Annotated in this window: 18 protein-coding genes and 1 other annotated feature; of the genes, 11 read left to right on the top strand and 7 right to left on the bottom strand. The window is 39.2% G+C overall.

Annotation, left to right across the window (positions count from 1 at the left end; genetic code table 11):
• Nucleotides 1–39: 39 nt before the first annotated feature.
• The 5 genes from ACUN26_RS20305 (at nt 40) to leuS (ending at nt 6,561) form a co-directional block, all read left to right on the top strand.
• Entirely contained in the window at nt 40–606 is a 567-nt protein-coding gene (locus ACUN26_RS20305; RefSeq protein ID WP_000454203.1) for a tyrosine-type recombinase/integrase, read from the top strand.
• 34 nt (nt 607–640) lie between these two features.
• The gene (locus ACUN26_RS20300) at nt 641–1,138 is read left to right on the top strand and encodes a cation:proton antiporter regulatory subunit (RefSeq protein ID WP_001026058.1); all 498 of its coding nucleotides are present in this window, start codon (nt 641–643) and stop codon (nt 1,136–1,138) included.
• Nucleotides 1,139–1,141: 3 nt separating this feature from the next.
• Entirely contained in the window at nt 1,142–2,365 is a 1,224-nt protein-coding gene (locus tag ACUN26_RS20295) for a cation:proton antiporter (RefSeq protein ID WP_000380438.1), read from the top strand.
• A 258-nt stretch (nt 2,366–2,623) separates the two neighbouring features.
• Nucleotides 2,624–3,817 carry an MDR family MFS transporter gene (locus ACUN26_RS20290; protein WP_001137542.1) on the top strand — a complete coding sequence of 398 codons (1,194 nt, stop codon included), beginning with the start codon at nt 2,624–2,626 and terminating at the stop codon, nt 3,815–3,817.
• Between the two features lie 51 nt (nt 3,818–3,868).
• Nucleotides 3,869–4,087 (top strand) — a binding site (T-box leader).
• 65 nt (nt 4,088–4,152) lie between these two features.
• Entirely contained in the window at nt 4,153–6,561 is a 2,409-nt protein-coding gene (leuS, locus tag ACUN26_RS20285; protein WP_000009469.1) for a leucine--tRNA ligase, read from the top strand.
• A 25-nt stretch (nt 6,562–6,586) separates the two neighbouring features.
• Here leuS and ACUN26_RS20280 read toward each other — a convergent pair whose 3' ends face one another.
• Nucleotides 6,587–7,015 (bottom strand): GNAT family N-acetyltransferase, encoded by a 429-nt coding sequence (locus tag ACUN26_RS20280; RefSeq protein WP_001246766.1) that lies wholly within the window; start codon nt 7,013–7,015, stop codon nt 6,587–6,589.
• A 160-nt stretch (nt 7,016–7,175) separates the two neighbouring features.
• Between ACUN26_RS20280 and ACUN26_RS20275 the strand changes: the two genes are divergently transcribed.
• Nucleotides 7,176–8,069, top strand: coding sequence for a hypothetical protein (locus tag ACUN26_RS20275; RefSeq protein ID WP_000677560.1), 894 nt, complete (start codon nt 7,176–7,178; stop codon nt 8,067–8,069).
• A 44-nt stretch (nt 8,070–8,113) separates the two neighbouring features.
• On the opposite strand, the gene ACUN26_RS20270 is transcribed toward ACUN26_RS20275, so the two are convergent.
• The 5 genes from ACUN26_RS20270 to ACUN26_RS20250 all read right to left on the bottom strand — a co-directional run bounded on the left by ACUN26_RS20270 (nt 8,114) and on the right by ACUN26_RS20250 (nt 13,482).
• The gene (locus ACUN26_RS20270; RefSeq protein WP_000180546.1) at nt 8,114–8,536 is read right to left on the bottom strand and encodes a hypothetical protein; all 423 of its coding nucleotides are present in this window, start codon (nt 8,534–8,536) and stop codon (nt 8,114–8,116) included.
• Between the two features lie 302 nt (nt 8,537–8,838).
• A complete protein-coding gene (locus ACUN26_RS20265) occupies nt 8,839–9,024 on the bottom strand; it encodes a hypothetical protein (RefSeq protein ID WP_000038783.1) in 186 nt (61 codons plus the stop codon).
• Between the two features lie 90 nt (nt 9,025–9,114).
• Nucleotides 9,115–10,194: a Ger(x)C family spore germination protein gene (locus ACUN26_RS20260; RefSeq protein WP_000411381.1), complete on the bottom strand. Its 1,080-nt coding sequence runs from the start codon at nt 10,192–10,194 to the stop codon at nt 9,115–9,117.
• Nucleotides 10,170–11,264 carry a spore germination protein gene (locus ACUN26_RS20255; protein WP_000049096.1) on the bottom strand — a complete coding sequence of 365 codons (1,095 nt, stop codon included), beginning with the start codon at nt 11,262–11,264 and terminating at the stop codon, nt 10,170–10,172. Before ACUN26_RS20255 ends, ACUN26_RS20260 begins: the two co-directional genes overlap by 25 nt.
• A gap of 16 nt (nt 11,265–11,280) precedes the next feature.
• Complete coding sequence (locus tag ACUN26_RS20250) at nt 11,281–13,482, bottom strand: spore germination protein (protein WP_080990484.1); 2,202 nt, start codon at nt 13,480–13,482, stop codon at nt 11,281–11,283.
• 153 nt (nt 13,483–13,635) lie between these two features.
• On the opposite strand from ACUN26_RS20250, the gene ACUN26_RS20245 reads away from it, so the two are divergent.
• Complete coding sequence (locus ACUN26_RS20245) at nt 13,636–14,760, top strand: homoserine O-acetyltransferase family protein (RefSeq protein WP_001167598.1); 1,125 nt, start codon at nt 13,636–13,638, stop codon at nt 14,758–14,760.
• 49 nt (nt 14,761–14,809) lie between these two features.
• On the opposite strand, the gene ACUN26_RS20240 is transcribed toward ACUN26_RS20245, so the two are convergent.
• Nucleotides 14,810–14,992 (bottom strand): hypothetical protein, encoded by a 183-nt coding sequence (locus tag ACUN26_RS20240; protein ID WP_000171892.1) that lies wholly within the window; start codon nt 14,990–14,992, stop codon nt 14,810–14,812.
• Nucleotides 14,993–15,191: 199 nt separating this feature from the next.
• On the opposite strand from ACUN26_RS20240, the gene ACUN26_RS20235 reads away from it, so the two are divergent.
• The 4 genes from ACUN26_RS20235 to ACUN26_RS20220 all read left to right on the top strand — a co-directional run bounded on the left by ACUN26_RS20235 (nt 15,192) and on the right by ACUN26_RS20220 (nt 19,041).
• The gene (locus tag ACUN26_RS20235) at nt 15,192–15,497 is read left to right on the top strand and encodes a rhodanese-like domain-containing protein (RefSeq protein ID WP_000141215.1); all 306 of its coding nucleotides are present in this window, start codon (nt 15,192–15,194) and stop codon (nt 15,495–15,497) included.
• Nucleotides 15,498–15,575: 78 nt separating this feature from the next.
• Nucleotides 15,576–15,800, top strand: a complete 225-nt coding sequence (locus ACUN26_RS20230; RefSeq protein WP_000512461.1) for a spore germination protein — start codon at nt 15,576–15,578, stop codon at nt 15,798–15,800.
• Between the two features lie 20 nt (nt 15,801–15,820).
• Nucleotides 15,821–16,144, top strand: a complete 324-nt coding sequence (locus ACUN26_RS20225) for a hypothetical protein (RefSeq protein ID WP_001110863.1) — start codon at nt 15,821–15,823, stop codon at nt 16,142–16,144.
• A gap of 116 nt (nt 16,145–16,260) precedes the next feature.
• Complete coding sequence (locus ACUN26_RS20220; RefSeq protein WP_000796074.1) at nt 16,261–19,041, top strand: BclA-related collagen-like exosporium protein; 2,781 nt, start codon at nt 16,261–16,263, stop codon at nt 19,039–19,041.

Raw genomic sequence — 19,041 nt, 5'->3', positions numbered from 1 at the left:
TGAGAAAATTACCGTTCATAAGATGAGGAGAATACATGTATGGAAGTTGTAGAGGCATTAAAAGATATAAGCCAAATTGAGGCTATGAAAAAATATTTGAAAGAGCATTCCCAGCGAGATTATCTTTTATTCGTTATTGGAATTAACACGGGTTTAAAAATTACTGAGCTCCTTAGTATGAAGTTTGAAGATGTATTAAATGAAGATGGAACTGCTAAAGAGTTTTATTCTCTTCCTGTGAAAGATGAAAAATTTAAACAAGATATTTATTTAAATACAAAAGTAAAGGAAGCGCTTTTAGCGTACGTACAATCTTTTGATGCTCAAAGAGAAAACTACGTATTTCAATCTAATAAAACGACAAATTCAATTACGCGTCAACAAGCTTATCGGGTGATTCATAATGCTGCGGAAGCAGTTGGAATTGTTGGGAAGATTGGAACGAATTCAATGAGAAAAACATTTGGGTTTCACGCGTACAAAAGAGGAATAGCGATTGCGCTACTGCAAAAACATTTCCATCACGCAACGCCATCAGAAACGCTCAAATATTTAGGTATTTCAAAAGATGAAAAGTTTAAAACGGAGATCGATGTAGATTTGTAAAAGCCGTAACTAAAAATTTTAGGAGGCGGAAAATATGAATATTAGAGAAAGTGAACTTCCGGGTATTGGTTGTAAGTTTGAAGTAATTACGAAAGGTAATGAAAAAATGGTTATCGTTATTCATGATGATGGAAGAAGAGAAATGTATCATTTTGATGTGGATCATGATGAGAGTATTTCAAGCATTTCTCTTCGCGATTCTGAAGCGAGACAAATTGCAGCTATATTAGGTGGAATGGTCTATAGGCCACAAGCGTTAGACACGATTGAGATGGCTTTTGAAGGATTATCAATTGAGTGGTTTAAAATAGAAAATAACGCACCAGTCGTACAAAAGACAATTGGTAGTTTACATGTTCGAAAAACATATAACGTAACAATCATTGCTATTTTGAAAAAGAATATGAAGAAATTTTTCAATCCAGGTCCAGATTCTATCATTGAGGCTGGTGATATGCTCGTATTATCGGGTGAAAGACATGAAGTGAAGAGAATTATTAATGAGTTGCTTTCAGCGGGAGGTGACTCATAATCGATGGATACTTTAGTCTTTGAAGTTGGAACTGCGTTAGTATTAGTAGCTTTTGCAACAATTCTCGCTGCAAAGTTAAAGTTTTCGATTATTCCGTTTCTCATTATACTTGGTATGCTAGTGGGGCCTCATGCCCCAGATTTAGGGCTTATCGATTTAAGGTTTATTGAAAGCGGAGAAGTAATTTCCTTCCTCGGCCGTGTTGGCGTCATATTCCTCCTATTCTATTTAGGCTTAGAATTCTCAATAAAAAAATTAATTAAATCAGGAAAGTCGATTGCTTTTGGGGGAACTGTTCATATATCGCTTAATTTTATATTAGGTTTGCTTTACGGATATATAATGGGTTTCCCCTTATTAGAAACATTAATTATTGCCGGAATCATAACAATTTCCTCGAGTGCAATTGTCGCAAAAGTAATTGTTGATTTAAGGCGATCTGGTAATAAAGAGACGGAGCTAATTTTAGGAATCATTATGTTTGATGATATCTTTTTAGCTGTATATTTGTCAGTTGTTTCAGGGTTAGTACTCGGAGGTGCAACGTCATTTATAGGTGCTCTTACATCTGTTTTAATCGCAGTAGGCTATATGTTATTATTCTTTATAATCGCTCGAAAAGCTACGCCGTTCCTAAATAAAGTATTAGATATTTCGTCTAACGAAATTTTTATTATCGTAATATTCGCTATTTTATTCTTTGTGGCTGGTTTTTCAGAAACGATTCATGTTGCTGAGGCGATTGGAGCGTTATTATTAGGGCTTGTCTTTTCTGAAACAGAGCATAGTGATCGAATCGAGCATCTTGTCGTTCCGTTTCGTGATTTCTTTGGAGCTATATTCTTTTTCAGTTTCGGTTTAAGTATAGATCCATTTTCTCTTGGAGGAGCCGTGTGGTTGGCCTTAGGAGCAGTTTTCATTACTCTCATCGGTAATTTTATCGCTGGAATGGCTGCGGGACGTAAAGCAGGGTTATCACATAAGGCATCTACGAATATCGGATTAACGCTTGTATCACGCGGAGAGTTCTCCATTATTGTCGCGAATATTGGAATTGCGGGCGGCTTAATGGCGACGATTAAACCATTCTCAGCTTTATACGTGTTAATATTGGCATCGTTAGGTCCTTTGTTAACGAAAGAGTCTGGGAGGATATACTCTCTGTTGGATAAAATATTTAAATGGAGCGCTAAAGAACGTGCGAAGCGAGAAAAAGAAGTTGGGTAATATAAAAAAGAGGAGACTGCATGAAGTGAATGCAGTCTCCTCTTTTTTATAGATTGTTGCTGCTGTCGTTTTTTTTCGGTAAGTCGATATAATTAGAAAATCTCTGATATATTTTCAAGCGACAATCAATATAATTTCATTTACCGATAAACCATTATCTGAATTTCATCAACTATTAATCAATTGCCTTCCTATTTAAAAACGACTACAATTTTACTGTTATATATGAACGAAAAAAATAGAATAGGAGGGGAGAATATGCCAAGGAAAGTATGGCTATTAGTAGCTGGGATGATTATTAATGTCACGGGTGCTTCTTTTTTATGGCCTTTTAATACAATTTATTTGCATGATCATCTAGGGAAATCTTTATCAGTGGCTGGAATGGTATTAATGATCAACTCGCTTACTGGTGTAATCGGAAACTTGCTCGGCGGTGTTTTATTTGATAAATGGGGCGGTTATAAATCAATTTTAGTAGGAATTGTCATTACACTCGTATCGATTTTAGGTCTTGTGTTCTTCCATGGTTGGCCGTTATATGTTGTATGGCTAGCATTAATTGGCTTTGGTTCTGGAATGGTCTTTCCATCGATGTATGCGATGGTTGGTACAGTTTGGCCAGAGGGCGGAAGACGAGCATTTAATGCGATGTATGTTGGACAAAACGTTGGTATTGCGATTGGAACAGCGTGCGGTGGCTTAGTTGCGTCGTATCGTTTTGATTATATTTTCTTAGCGAACTTTATTTTATACTTTGTTTTCTTCTTAATTGCTTTTATTGGATTCCGTGGTATGGAAGACAAAAAAGGGTCAGAGGTACAAAAAGAAGTCGAAACGAAAAAAGGGTGGTCACTTACACCGGGATTCAAAGCACTTCTTATTGTGTGTGTAGCATATGCTTTATGCTGGGTTACATACGTACAGTGGCAAGGGGCGATTGCAACACATATGCAAGAATTAAATATTAGCCTTCGTCACTATAGTTTATTATGGACGATAAACGGAGCGATGATCGTTTGTGCGCAGCCGCTCGTTAGTATGCTAATTCGCTGGATGAAGCGTTCTTTAAAACAACAAATTATGATTGGGATTTTCATTTTTGCGGCTTCATTCATTGTGTTAAGTCAAGCGCAGCAATTTACGATGTTCCTCGTTGCGATGGTAACATTAACGATTGGTGAGTTATTCGTATGGCCAGCGGTTCCGACCATTGCAAATATACTTGCACCGAAAGATAAATTAGGATTTTATCAAGGGGTCGTAAATAGTGCGGCGACTGTAGGGAAAATGTTCGGACCAGTCGTCGGCGGAGCAATTGTTGATTTATACAATATGGAAGTATTGTTTATCGCGATCATGGTAATGCTGGTAGTAGCGCTTATAGCAACGAGCATTTATGACAAACGAGTAAAAGTAGAAGAAACAGTTGAAGAAAAAATTGCAGTTTAGTTTGACGGAACATGTAACATGTTTTAGAATATATTTAATTAACTCATATTTGTAATAACAGTGAAAAGGAGTAGTAGTAATAGAAGCGGGTTTAGAGAGTTGACGGTCGGTGCAAGTCAATCCACGTTTCGTTATGAACTCGCCTTTGAGTTGCAGTTGTGAAACTAATAGTAGCAATTGCCGTTAATCCACGTTACGGATCTAAGCGAATGTATATTTTACATTAATTTAGGGTGGTACCGCGGGAATCTATAACCTCTCGTCCCTTTCTAGGGATGAGAGGTTTTTTGTATTTTGGGCGGTGAAAATAAATAGAATTTCAAGGAGGGTATCTCATGAGCTTTAATCATCAAGAAATTGAGAAGAAGTGGCAAGGATATTGGGAAGAGAATAAAACATTCCGTACGCCAGATGAGACAGAAAAACCAAAATTTTATGCACTAGATATGTTTCCATATCCATCAGGTGCAGGCTTACACGTAGGACATCCAGAAGGTTATACAGCGACAGATATTTTATCTCGTATGAAGCGTATGCAAGGATATAACGTTCTTCATCCAATGGGATGGGATGCATTCGGTCTTCCAGCAGAGCAATATGCACTTGATACTGGAAATAGCCCGGCAGAATTTACAGAGCTTAATATTAATACGTTCCGTAATCAAATTAAAGCATTAGGCTTCTCTTATGATTGGGATCGTGAAGTAAATACAACGGATCCAAACTACTACAAGTGGACACAATGGATCTTCTTAAAACTATTTGAAAAAGGCTTAGCTTACGTTGATGAAGTACCTGTAAACTGGTGTCCAGCGCTTGGTACAGTACTTGCAAACGAAGAAATCATTGATGGTAAGAGTGAGCGCGGTGGGCATCCGGTTGAGCGTCGTCCGATGAGACAGTGGATGTTAAAAATTACAGCTTACGGAGATCGTCTATTAGAAGATCTAGATGAGCTTGATTGGCCAGAAAGCTTAAAAGATATGCAACGTAACTGGATTGGTCGTTCTGAAGGTGCAGAAGTACACTTTAACATCGACGGTACAGATGAAAAATTCACAGTTTTCACAACGCGTCCTGATACACTATTCGGTGCAAGCTACTGTGTACTTGCTCCAGAGCATGCACTTGTTGCTGACATTACAACTGCTGAGCAAAAAGAAGCTGTAGAAGCTTACATTAATTCTGTAAAAATGAAGAGTGATTTAGAGCGTACAGAACTTGCGAAAGAGAAAACTGGTGTATTCACTGGTGCTTACGCAGTTAACCCAGTAAACGGTGAGAAATTACCAATCTGGATTGCTGATTACGTTCTTGCAACTTACGGAACAGGTGCTGTAATGGCGGTTCCAGCTCACGATGAGCGTGACTATGAATTCGCATCAACGTTCAATCTTCCAATGAAGGAAGTTGTAAAAGGCGGAGACATTACGAAAGAAGCATACACAGGTGATGGTGCACACGTAAACTCAGCATTCCTTGATGGTTTAAATAAAGAAGAAGCAATCGCAAAAATGATTGAATGGCTTGAAGTGACGAGCGCAGGAAATCAAAAAGTAACGTACCGTCTACGTGACTGGTTATTTAGCCGTCAACGTTACTGGGGTGAGCCAATTCCAGTAATCCACTGGGAAGATGGCACAATGACAGCTGTGAAAGAAGAAGAATTACCATTAGTTCTTCCGAAAACAGAAAACATCCGTCCTTCAGGTACAGGTGAATCACCACTTGCTAACATTGACGAGTGGGTAAATGTTGTTGATCCTGAAACTGGTAAAAAAGGTCGTCGTGAAACGAACACAATGCCACAATGGGCTGGTAGCTGTTGGTACTACTTACGCTACATGGATCCAAATAATAACGAAGCACTTGTAGATCCTGAAAAAGTAAAACAATGGCTTCCAGTTGATATTTATATCGGCGGTGCAGAGCACGCTGTACTTCACTTACTATATGCTCGTTTCTGGCATAAAGTATTATATGATATCGGTGTAGTTCCAACGAAAGAGCCGTTCCAACAATTATTCAACCAAGGTATGATTCTAGGTGAAAACAACGAGAAAATGAGTAAATCAAAAGGTAACGTTGTAAACCCTGATGATATCGTAGCGAGCCATGGTGCAGATACACTTCGTCTATACGAAATGTTCATGGGACCATTAGATGCTTCAATCGCTTGGTCTGAAAATGGTCTTGACGGAGCTCGTCGTTTCCTAGACCGCGTATGGCGCCTATTCGTTCAAGATAACGGTGAATTAAGTGAGAAAATTACTGATGCACCAAATAAAGAGCTTGAAAAAGCTTACCATCAAACAGTGAAGAAAGTAACAGAAGACTATGCAGAGCTTCGCTTCAACACAGCGATTTCTCAAATGATGGTATTCATCAACGATGCATACAAAGCTAATACACTTCCGAAAGAATATGTAGAAGGTTTCGTAAAAATGATTGCACCAGTTGCACCTCATATCGGGGAAGAACTTTGGAGCAAGCTTGGTTACAATGAAACAATCACATATGCAAGCTGGCCAACATTTGATGAGTCTAAACTTGTAGAAGATGAAGTTGAAATCGTTGTTCAAATTATGGGCAAAGTTCGCGCAAAATTAACAATGAGTAAAGACGCATCAAAAGAAGAAATGGAACAACTTGCACTTGAAGCAATTAAAGAACAAATCGAAGGAAAAACAGTTCGTAAAGTAATTGTCGTTCCTGGCAAACTTGTTAACGTTGTTGCAAACTAATGAATGAAAGAAAAGCTCAGAGCCTTTATGCTCTGAGCTTTTTTATATAGAAAATAATTTCTGGATCACCTTCATCTAAGTTTTCAATTATTCCACTACGCATAAATCCATTCGCTTTAAAAACTTTTTGCATATTTGCATTCGATTCGTTCGTTGAAGAAAAAATTTTTTGCGTAGGAGAATTACTTAACATATAGGAGATTAATGAGCTTGCATGGCCTTGTCTTCTTTTTGTTGGCGAAACAATGATTAATGAGAGGAACGTGTAGCTAAAGAAGTTCGTATCATACGTCAGAAAACCTAAAATAGAATTGTCTTCTTTTACAATGATGCATTTCTCCTCATCAATAGCGTGTTTAATATAATTTCGTCTACTATCGTCTCCGATTACATCAATATCTATATGTAAGATTGAATCTAAATCGTCGTTTGAAGCTTTTGTAACGTTTCTCAATAGAAATGCCTCCTTTTAAAGTGGTGAAAGAATAATCAGTCAATTGATTCTATCACGAATGAGGAAAAAGGTTAGGAATTCTTATGCAGACAAACACCTATTTTTAACTAGGAAATATGATACAAAAGGTAGGTTAAATTGAAAACAAGGGGTGAAAGGAATGAAAGGGATGGACAATAATGCACCGCATGGCTTCTTCGGAGGTGGATCGGATAGTTATGAACAAATGATGTTAATGGGAGGAGCAGGGCAACAAGGATACGGTGGAATTCCGAGCTGGATGGGTGGAGCACATGGAGGATTTCCAACATCAGTAGCAGGCATGCAAACTGGAATTCCAACGTTAACGGGAGGATTTCCGACATCAGTAGCTGGCGCACAAACTGGAATTCCAGTAGGAGTACCAACTACATTTCCTTCTTTCGTTGGAGGGGGACAGACAGGATTCCCTGTACCAGGAGTAGGTGTTGTAGCAGGAGGAGTAGGTGGGTATCCGCAAGTCATACACGGTCATCACCACCATCAAGGTCAACATGGCCATCACGGTCATCACCACCATCAAGGTCAACACGGCCATCATGGTCATCACCACCATCAAGGTCAACATGGCCATCAAGGTCATCACCACCATCAAGGTCAACACGGCCATCAAGGTCAACACAGCCATCATGGTCATCACCAACAACAAGTACATCACCAAGGTCACCACCACATTCATCCGCAAGCTGTTCTTTATCAAACTCACCAAGGCCAACACGGTCATCAAGGCCAACATGGTCACCATGGACATCACCACCAAGGCCAACATCATGGACACCAAGGTCACCACCATCACCAAGGTCATCAAGGCCAACACGGTCATCATGGGCACCAAGGCCAACATCATGGACACCAAGGTCAACAGCACCAACAGCACCAACAATATCAGCAATATCAACAACAGCAACAATCGTCTCCTTGGACAGGGGGAATTGGAGCAGGAGGAGCAGGGGCAGCAGCAGGAGCAGCTAGTATTAGTGGAGCAGCAGGACACGCGGGGCACGTGGGTCATTAATGAGCTGCAGAAAAAAAGACATAATAAAAAACTGCTAGGAAATCCTAGCAGTTTTTTTCAGCTTCTTGGCGCTGACGTTCAATTTCAGCACGAAGTTGTGGTTCTGGTGCTTGCCAGCCTTCTGGTTTTAAAATTTTGCCGTCGCCTTCACGGAATCGAGGTTTCCCATCAGGGAATAGTTTTGCCATGTTTGCGTTGTTTACAATCTCGAATCCTTTATCTGGACGTACGCCCATTTCTGCAAACGTTCCGAATGCAAAGTAAATAAGGTCAATAAGTGCATCGTATTGATCTTCAACAGTAGTTGCTTCTAGAAATTCTTCTAGCTCTTCTTGCATAAAACTTGCACGGATTTTTGCGCGCTCTTCTGTTAGTTTTGTTGGAGTATTTGTTACAGGATGTCCGAAATCTTCATGCATTTTTGCAACAAGCTCGTACCCTTTATCTAAACCTTTTTCGTTTGTCATGTTGTTTCATCCTTTCTCACTTTGTGCCGAATTTCATTGTAACATAAGGTGATTATTAAATAAAAAAAGGATGTTCTAAAAATATATTGAAACATTCTCTTCTTAGTATGGGTTGTTACTATTGTCAATTTTTGTAGGTAAATCGATATTTTGTGTCGAATCGTTGATATATTTTGAGTTATGGTAGATATATTTGAAAAATCGTTGATATAAATTCATGTACTGTAGCGCTGATTCCAAAATAGAAAATAAAAAGGATGTCATCTAGTCAAAAATCTCGACTTATGAGACATCCTCGCTCGTTATTCTTCTTTTTTTATTAAAATGGATAAAATAAGGTCGATGCCGAACATACCAACGAGTAACATCGGTATAACGACAAGTAAATAACGTGTGAAGGAAACATTTTTTAAGTATGTATGAGCAAATAAAAAGACGCCGAGAAATAAAATACCGTTTAAAATAGGCTTTACTAATTTTTTAGACATAAGCTCCCCCATAAATATCTTCTCTCTCTATCTAAAATAAAAACTCCTCTATCCGTTGTATCATGCCGGAGAGAGGAGTTCAATCATTTCTCATTCAATTACACCAGAATTTGTAATGTTTACGGTGTATTTTATATGAATCGGAACATCTTTGTACATTTGTCTCCACTCTTCTAATTTGAAGGGGCGATAATGGTGTTTATATTTTGCTCCTAGCCCGAGGGGATCGACGCCTAAAGATTTGAACTGCTTAATTAATTTGGCAGCCTGTACGTCCAATTGCTTTTGTACATTTTTTTCAATGTTTTTTGTGTTCTTGTTATTTTCTAAGTTAATTTGTTTTGATAATTCTTGAATACGTGCATCAAGATGAACGTGAATGAAAAAAGAAGGCTTTCCGTTTTTAATCTTTATATCGTAAGTTGGAACAGAACGAATATTATTAATCATTACGTACGCAGAATCTGTTTTAAATTCATGTGAATCTAATTTATGTTTTTCTAACAGTCCTTTAAATATGAACATATCTTTTTGCGCAATTTTACCGATATATTTATCTTTTTTAAAAAGACCAATTCCGGTGATGTTTATTTTATCACCATGTTTCTTTAAAATTGGAATATAGTAGTCTTGCCCTTCTTGATAATAACGGAATGCTCCTACATGCAGATTATCCGTTGGTAAAGGACCGGTCTCCATATTATGTTCTAGCAACTTTTTTATATAAATTGCAACGTTATATGAAGTTGTATATTTGCCTTTTAAAAGTTCGGTACCATTCCCCTCTAATAAAGCAACATATAAAGCGTTTCCTATATTCACATCTCGAAGTAATGTATCGAATGAAGTAGACATTCCTTTTTTTGCAAGTCTTATCGTATATAGAGCGACACGCATTTGTCCGCTAGCAAACGGTTGAGAAGACTCTAAAGATGTGTCTGCTTTTACTTGTTTCACCGCATTTGCGCTACCTTCAAAAACTTGAACTTTATTTCCTTTTTTCTGAATGGGACAAACGAATGTCACTTTTACTTTATTACCTTTTGCTACATCAAAAACGCTTCCTTGAATAAGTTGTACATCATCGATAATATTTTTTTGTAAACATCCAGTTAAACTGAAGAATGTTATACAAGAAATAAGTATTAATTTGCTTTTGATTTTTTCCATTTTCTTTTCACCCACACAATAATAAATAGAATTGGGATGTATACATAAATGAGCCAAAAACTAACTTTTGATGCATTACTAATAAAGTTATTAATATCGTGTCTGTTTGTTAAAAGTTGTGAAACAATGAGGGTGATAAGGATAAAAGCGATTAAAATTCCTCTTTGTTTTACACGAAATATTTCATGCGTTCCTCTTGTCGCTGCCCATAAGGGAAGAATAAAACTTGTAACAATAACAAGTGCATAGCCTGAAATTGCAATATATTCTAGTCTTTCTATAAATGGTAATTGGATTACTTGGGTCATAGAAAGTTGCGACCATATCGTTTTTAACAATTGTTTCTCACTAAAAAATGCAAAGGCTAAAAGGGTACTAAATAAATATAGAAGATTTGAAAATAGTGCCCCGTATTGAGCGTATTTATGAGATTGCATAGGTTTTTTCACAAATGGATAAACCATGAGGTAAATCTCAAAACCGGTCATACTGTAGATAGACAGTTGAGAGGCTTTTAAAATATCTGAAAAAGAATGGGTGAATATAGGAAGTAAATTATCCCAATGTGAGTATTTCAAAACAAATAGGCTAAGCAATAAATATCCCAATGTACCACCAACAGATATAACACAAATACCAGTAATGACACGAAAGCCAGAAGAAATAATGTAGTAGCTAACTAAGCATAAAAAAAGTGTTAACATCCAAGTTGAAGCGGTAGGAAACATCCACACTTGAATAATTTCAACGTATGTTCGAATGACGGAAATACTGACGATTAAAAAATAAGCAGCAAAGATGATATTAATACCGTCCCCAAGCCATTTTCCAAATGTTTGCCGATGTAAATCAATTAAATTACCGTTTGTTTCTTTTAATAAGACATACATCATCCATATAAGAACATGGATACAGAATCCTGTGATTAAAACTCCCATCCAACCGTCGTATCCAGCAGCTTTTGCAATAATTCGAGCGAATCCGAGAACTCCGGCACCAAATTGTGCACTGTGAATTAAGAAGAAAACAAAGACAGGAGATATTTGATATTTTTCTTGAACTTTACTCATCAATGCACCTCATTTCTTAATCATCGAAGTCCGATCTATGTTTTGTTGAAATTCCTTTCGCTGCTTTTTTTACATGTTGTGGTCTTGCTTGTACATCTCTTGTATCAATCATTGTTAAAGGGAAACGAATCCAAGAATCTTTAACGGATTGTTGTCTTGTCGGATAAAACAAAGCGTACGGCTTACGTAAGGAAGTAAGCCTAAATAGATGAGTAAATAAAAAGATAAATCCAAGAGAAATCCCGAAAAGTCCTCCTATTTCTGCAAACATAAGAAAAGGAAAGCGTAGTAATCGAACAGCGTTACCCATTTTATAAATAGGTGTAATAAAAGAAGCGAGTGCTGATAGTGCAACGATAATTAATAAAATGTTACTCGTTAAACCAGCTTGTACAGATGCTTGTCCGATTACGATACCGCCTACAATACCGAGCGTTTGACCAACTTTCATCGGTAACCTCGCACCAGCTTCTCTTAATAAGTCGATTGCAAGTTCTAAAAAGAGCGCTTCAATTAAAGGTGGAAACGGTACTTGTGCCCTTGATAAAATCAAAGTTTCAAGTAAGTCACTTGGAATGAGTTCATAATGATAATTTAAAACTGCAACGTATAACGGTGTAGCGCAGATTGAAAATAGAACGGCGATTAATCTTAAAATCCTTGAAAATGTAGCGTACATCCAGGAGACGTTATAGTCTTCTGGTGAAATGAAAAAATCGAAATAGGATACTGGAGTAAGTAGCACGCTTGGAGAACCATCAACAAAAATAGCGATTTTTCCATCAATGAGTGCTTTTGTAACTCTATCAGTGCGTTCTGTATTGATATAGAGAGGGAAAATCGATTTTTCACCCATCAATTCTTGTATATAAGCACTATCATTAATTTGATCATATTCAAGAGCGCGTAATGATTCCTCGAGAAAATCTACATTATCTTTTTCAGCGAGGTTGTCTAAATACATCATGACAACTTTTGTTTTGGAAAACTCGCCGATAATCATTTCTTTTGTTTGTAAATCTAAAACAGGAAGACGTTTTCGAACTAAATTAATGTTTGTATCAATATCCTCTACGAAACCTTCTTGTGGTCCAATAACAGTTGATTCGTTTAAAGGAGGGGTTGGTGCACGATAATTATCAATTGCAATGTTTGCAAGCATACATTTTTGATCTTGCTGCTTCAATTGAATAATTGCATGTCCTTTTAAAACCATGTCCTCAATTTTTTGTAAGTCATTCGTAATTGTGATACCACTCATCGGAATATGTTCCTTCAGTTCTTCTAGTGAAGCATTAGGTCGTTCCAAAAGAGTAGGCATTAAATACTTTTGCAATTTCTCCCCATCAAGTGAAGGACGATAGTAAGAAATCCAATATGGCATCGTTTCATCATCAGATGTGTGATAATTAACAAAATCACTAGACTTCTTGAGCTTCTCTATTAAATCTTGTAGTGAATGAATACGGTCTTTTTCTGGCTTCGAAAAATCATAAATACTATTACTTCCAGAGCTTTGTTGTTTATTCTGAGAAGAATCATTTTGTTTCGAGTTTTGCTGTTCCTCATGAGAAGAGTCGTCTTGTTTAGAATTTTGTTGTTTCTCATGAGAAGAGTCGTCTTGTTTAGGATTTTGTTGTTTCTCATGAGAAGAGTCGTCTTGCTTAGAATTTTGTTGTTTCTCATGAGAGGAATCGTCTTGTTTAGGATTTTGTTGTTTCTCATGAGAAGAGTCGTCTTGCTTAGAATTTTGTTGTTTCTCATGAGAGGAATCGTCTTGTTTAGAGTTTTGTTGTTTCTCATGAGAAGAGTCGTCTTGCTTAGAATTTTGTTGTTTCTCATGAGAGGAATCGTCTTGTTTCGAGTTTTGTTGTTTCTCATGAGAGGAATCGTCTTGTTTCGAATTTTGCTGTTTCTCATGAGAGGAATCGTCTTGTTTCGAGTTTTGTTGTTTCTCATGAGAGGAATCGTCTTGTTTCGAATTTTGCTGTTTCTCATGAGAAGGATCATCTTTTTTAGAATTTTGCTGTTTCTTATGAGAGTAATCATCTTGTTTCGAGTTTTTTTGCTCGCTACTATCACCTTTATTATGTTTCATACTTCTAGTCTGATCTTTGTTCACAATCTCTTGATTACTAGGCTGCTGCTTCGGGTTATCTGCTTCTTTTGTCTCTGTTGAATTTGATTTTTTTTTCTTACGTAGCCAATTCCAAATCATATGTATGCCCTCTTTGATTTTTGTAATATAGTGCTATTTTGTGGCTAATTTTGTATATTATTCATTTATTTATGAAAAGAAGAAGGAGATTGATTTGCATAGAAAAAAACCTTTAGTAAGCAGTTCATACTATAACGGGAAGAGGGAGAGTCTGTGCAAATTGTAAAAAAAGAGAAGTTTGCATTAAATGAGTTTACATTTGAAAATGGTAGGGAAATTCCTGTTCAAATGGGATATGAGACGTATGGTATTTTAAATAGAGAAAGGTCAAATGCCATTTTGGTTTGTCATTATTTTAGTGCAACAAGTCATGCAGCAGGAAAATATACTGTGCATGATGAGGAGTCTGGTTGGTGGGCTGGGCTAATTGGACCTGGAAAAGCGATTGATACAAATAAATATTTTGTTATATGTACTGATAATCTTTGTAATGTACAGGTGAAGAACCCGTATGTAATTACAACGGGACCGAAGTCGATTAATCCAGAAACAGGGGAAGAGTATGTTATGGATTTCCCTGTGTTTACCTTTCTTGATGTAGCTCGTATACAATATGAGTTAATAAAAAATATGGGAATCTCAAGGTTACATGCTGTAATAGGGCCGTCGGCGGGTGGAATGATTGCGCAGCAATGGGCTGTTCACTACTCTCATATGGTAGAGCGAATGATTGGCGTTATTACGAACCCGCAAAATCCAATTATAACGTCAGTAAATGTAGCGCAAAATGCGATTGAAGCAATTCAACTAGATCCAAGTTGGAAGGGCGGGAAATATGGAGAAACACAGCCAATGCAGGGGCTTCATTTAGCAAACAGAATGATGTTTATGAACGCTTTTGATGAGCATTTTTATGAAACGGAATTTCCTCGTAACAGTATTGAGGTAGAACCTTATGAAAAGTTTTCTACATTAACATCATTTGAGAAAGAGATAAATAAAGTGACATACAAAAGTATAGAGTTAGTAGATGCAAATTCGTGGATGTACACTGCGAAAGCAGTTTTATTGCATGATATTGCGCATGGATTTTCTTCTTTGGAAGAGGCTCTTTCTAAAATAAAAGCGAATGTACTTATGATTCCGTGTAAACAAGATTTACTTCAGCCGTCTCGTTACAATTATAAAATGGTAGACATTTTGCAAAAACAAGGGAAGTATGCGGAGGTCTATGAAATAGAAAGTATAAATGGGCATATGGCGGGAGCGTTAGATATCCATTTATTTGAAAAGAAAGTTTATGAATTTTTAAATCGGAAAGTGTCTAGTTTTGTGTAGAAAATAAATGATGTGAAAAAGGTGCAATATGTGTAGTAGGCACCTTTTTTTACATGATTTGTAGACGGAAAATATATGTAGCGATTGCTATACCGAAGAACGCTATACTAAGTAATAGAAATAAGAATGACATTTCTTGGGGAGATTTTAACTTTTTATTATTTTTCATGCTGAGTACAATAATTGCGGCGGTTAAAAAAATAATGCTCATAATGAAAAGAAAAAGTGTCATTTTAATCGACTCCTTTCATAAAACAAGTATATTGAGGATACAATGCGATAGAGATGTTTGTAAAGAATAAGTTTTACGGAGAAATTGAGAAATAAATTCTCCATTCTTTGCGTTCCTTCTTTTGCATGCTAAAATTGATTAGAAATGGTTGTTTAAAGAAGAAACGAAAGGTTTTATTGTATATAAGGAGGAACGACATATGACAGAAGTAAAAACAATTACAACAGAAGAAGTACAAGAACGTTTAGAAAATGGAGAAACGTTATTTTTAGTAGATGTAAGGGAAGATGAAGAAGTAGCAGCAGGGAAAATTCCAGAAGCGGTACATATTAAAATGGGTGATATCCCAAATAAAGTAGACTTCTTTAATAAAGAGAATGAATATATCTTTATTTGCCGTTCGGGAATGCGCAGTGAGAATGTATGCCATTATTTAAATGAGCAAGGATTTAAAACAGTGAATATGGTTGGCGGTATGCTTCAATATGAAGGCGAAATGAAATAGTTAATTACTAAAAACTTGAAACGAGTCTGTTTCAAGTTTTTTTCTTTTGCATACAGTATACAAAAGGAGGAGGGGGAAATGGGGATTAATTTGCGTAAAGTAAAAATTATTAATAATACAGGAGCTGTTAATGTCGGCGACTGTTATGATATCTCACCTTTAGCTGTAGCGAAAATATACGCGGGTGCTGGAGGATCGAGTGCGGCTATTTTTTTAAATGGAAAAAGGCAGCCAGAAGCGGTGATTAGAACATCAGTATTCCTTCCGCCATTAGCAACGAGCACACGTACATTAGGTTCGTAGAGGAAAGGTAGAGTGTAATTATGCCTGCGCATATAAAAGAGTTTGTTATTGTTAATAATACTGGGAATATATTTACAGGTGACAATTTGAGTGATACTTCATTTACTGCTACGAAATCGTATAGTGGTTCAATGGGGTGTACTTGGATTGATGTTGTTACAGTAATAGGAACAGAGACGAAGCTTTGTTTACAGCCGGGTGATTCTGTGACGACAACATATACACGAGGTACTCCTGCTGGTACTGTAACAGGAACAAATATGGGGCAAAGTGTAAATGCATCGAGTATAGCGCAAGCTGTCCCGAATACAGATAATATGGATTCAATTGCTGGACTCCCTTAAGGAATTAAGGGAGTTTTTATTATTTAAAATAAAAATAGTCTTGGAAATTATTTTTGTAAATAGATTAAGAAGAGGCTTATTTATTATGAAAAAGACGGTTTGTAGGTGGTGAAAGTGTGAAGAATCGTGATAATAATCGGAAGCAAAATTCGTTAAGCTCTAATTTTAGAATTCCACCCGAACTTATTGGGCCTACTTTTCCCCCTGTTCCAACTGGATTTACAGGTATAGGGATTACTGGTCCAACCGGTCCACAAGGCCCAACAGGACCTCAAGGACCAAGAGGATTACAAGGTCCGATGGGGGAGATGGGCCCGACAGGACCTCAAGGTGTGCAAGGGATACAAGGATCAGTTGGGCCAATAGGTGCAACTGGACCAGAAGGACAGCAGGGGCCACAAGGATTGAGAGGTCCACAAGGAGAAACTGGAGCGACAGGTTTACAGGGTGTGCAAGGATTACAAGGGCCCATTGGTCCAACAGGTCCGATTGGAGTACAAGGGATACAGGGTGTACAGGGATTACAGGGTCCGATTGGAGATACCGGACCTGAGGGTTCTCAAGGAATCCAAGGAGTGCAAGGGATACCGGGAGCAACAGGTCCACAAGGGATTCAAGGAGTGCAAGGAATCCAAGGGACAGAGGGACCGAGTGGAAGTACGGGAACAACAGGAGCAACAGGTCAAGGGATTACAGGCCCGACAGGAATAACAGGTCCAACAGGGATAACTGGACCTTCAGGAGGCCCTCCAGGTCCAACTGGCCCGACAGGAGCAACAGGTCCTGGGGGTGGACCGAGTGGAAGTACAGGGGTGACAGGACCAACAGGAGCAACTGGAAATACTGGAGCAACAGGTCAGGGGCTAACCGGTCCGACAGGAAGTACAGGAGAAACAGGTGCGCAGGGGCTACAAGGGCTACAAGGGATACAAGGAATTCAAGGGCCAATTGGCCCAACAGGTCCAGAAGGGCCACAGGGAATTCAAGGTATTCCTGGTCCGACGGGAGTAACTGGTGAGCAAGGGATCCAAGGTGTTCAGGGGATTCAAGGAATAACGGGAGCAACCGGAGATCAAGGCCCACAAGGTATACAGGGAGCTATAGGACCTCAAGGTGTAACAGGAGTAACAGGAGATCAAGGTCCACAAGGTATACAAGGAGTACCAGGTCCATCAGGAGCAACGGGACCACAAGGAGTTCAAGGGATACAAGGTCCGATGGGTGAGATAGGCCCAACAGGTCCAGAAGGCCCAGAGGGACTTCAAGGCCCGCAAGGAATACAAGGAGTGCCAGGTCCAGTTGGAGCAACGGGTCCAGAGGGGCCACAGGGGATACAAGGCATACAAGGACCGGTAGGAGCAACGGGCCCACAAGGCCCACAAGGAATACAGGGAATACAAGGTGTGCAAGGGATAACGGGAGCAACAGGAGCACAAGGAGCAACCGGAATTCAAGGGATACAAGGGGAAATAGGAGCAACCGGTCCAGAGGGCCCGCAAGGAGTGCAAGGTGCTCAAGGGGCAATTGGTCCAACAGGTCCGATGGGGCCACAGGGAGTGCAAGGAATTCAAGGGATTCAAGGAGCAACAGGTGCACAAGGAGTGCAAGGACCACAAGGAATTCAAGGGATACAAGGTCCGACGGGAGCGACAGGAGATACGGGAGCAACTGGGGCGACAGGGGAAGGAACAACAGGTCCAACTGGAACAACAGGTCCAACAGGGGTAACGGGACCTTCAGGAGGACCAGCAGGACCGACTGGCCCAACGGGACCATCAGGTCCGACAGGAGTGACAGGTCCATCCGGTGGGCCACCTGGACCGACCGGAGCAACCGGTTCGACAGGGGCAACCGGAGATACCGGAGCGACAGGGCCGGTTGGAGTGACAGGAGCGACAGGAGAAACGGGAGCAACCGGAGTGACGGGTTTACAGGGTCCACAAGGAATACAAGGTGTGCAAGGAGAAATAGGTCCAACAGGCCCGCAAGGAATTCAAGGTCCACAAGGGATACAAGGAGTAACTGGGGCGACGGGAGATCAAGGTCCACAAGGAATACAAGGTCCTCAAGGAATTCAAGGGCCAACTGGACCACAAGGAATTCAAGGAGAACAAGGTCTACAAGGGATACAAGGAGTAACCGGGGCGACGGGAGCACAAGGACCACAGGGAATTCAAGGGATACAAGGAATCCAAGGTCCGACCGGTCCACAAGGCCCAACTGGAATACAAGGAGTGCAAGGGGAAATAGGTCCAACAGGTCCTCAAGGAGTGCAAGGCTTACAAGGTCCACAAGGCCCAACCGGGGACACGGGTGCAACAGGAGCGCAAGGCCCACAGGGAATTCAAGGACCAACGGGAGTCACGGGAGCGACCGGAGCAACCGGAGCAACAGGGCTACAAGGAATTCAAGGCCCGCAAGGAATTCAAGGTCCAACCGGAGCTGGAGCAACCGGAGCCACTGGAGCGACCGGGGTGACTGGAGTTAGTACAACTGCAACGTATGCATTTGCGAATAATACATCAGGAAGTGTTATTTCTGTTTTATTAGGCGGTACAAATATCCCATTACCAAACAATCAAAATATTGGACCAGGAATAACCGTTAGTGGTGGAAATACTGTATTTACAGTTGCCAATGCAGGGAATTATTATATAGCCTATACAATTAATTTAACAGCAGGATTACTTGTAAGTTCGCGTATAACTGTAAATGGAAGTCCGCTTGCGGGAACGATAAACTCCCCAGCAGTGGCTACTGGTTCATTTAGTGCAACAATAATTGCTAATTTGCCTGCTGGAGCTGCCGTTAGTTTGCAATTATTTGGAGTAGTTGCACTGGCTACATTATCTACGGCAACGCCAGGAGCTACTCTAACGATTATTAGATTAAGTTAA

This window comes from Bacillus sp. WC2503, from assembly GCF_052682895.1.
This window is presented reverse-complemented; position numbering and strand designations above follow the sequence as displayed.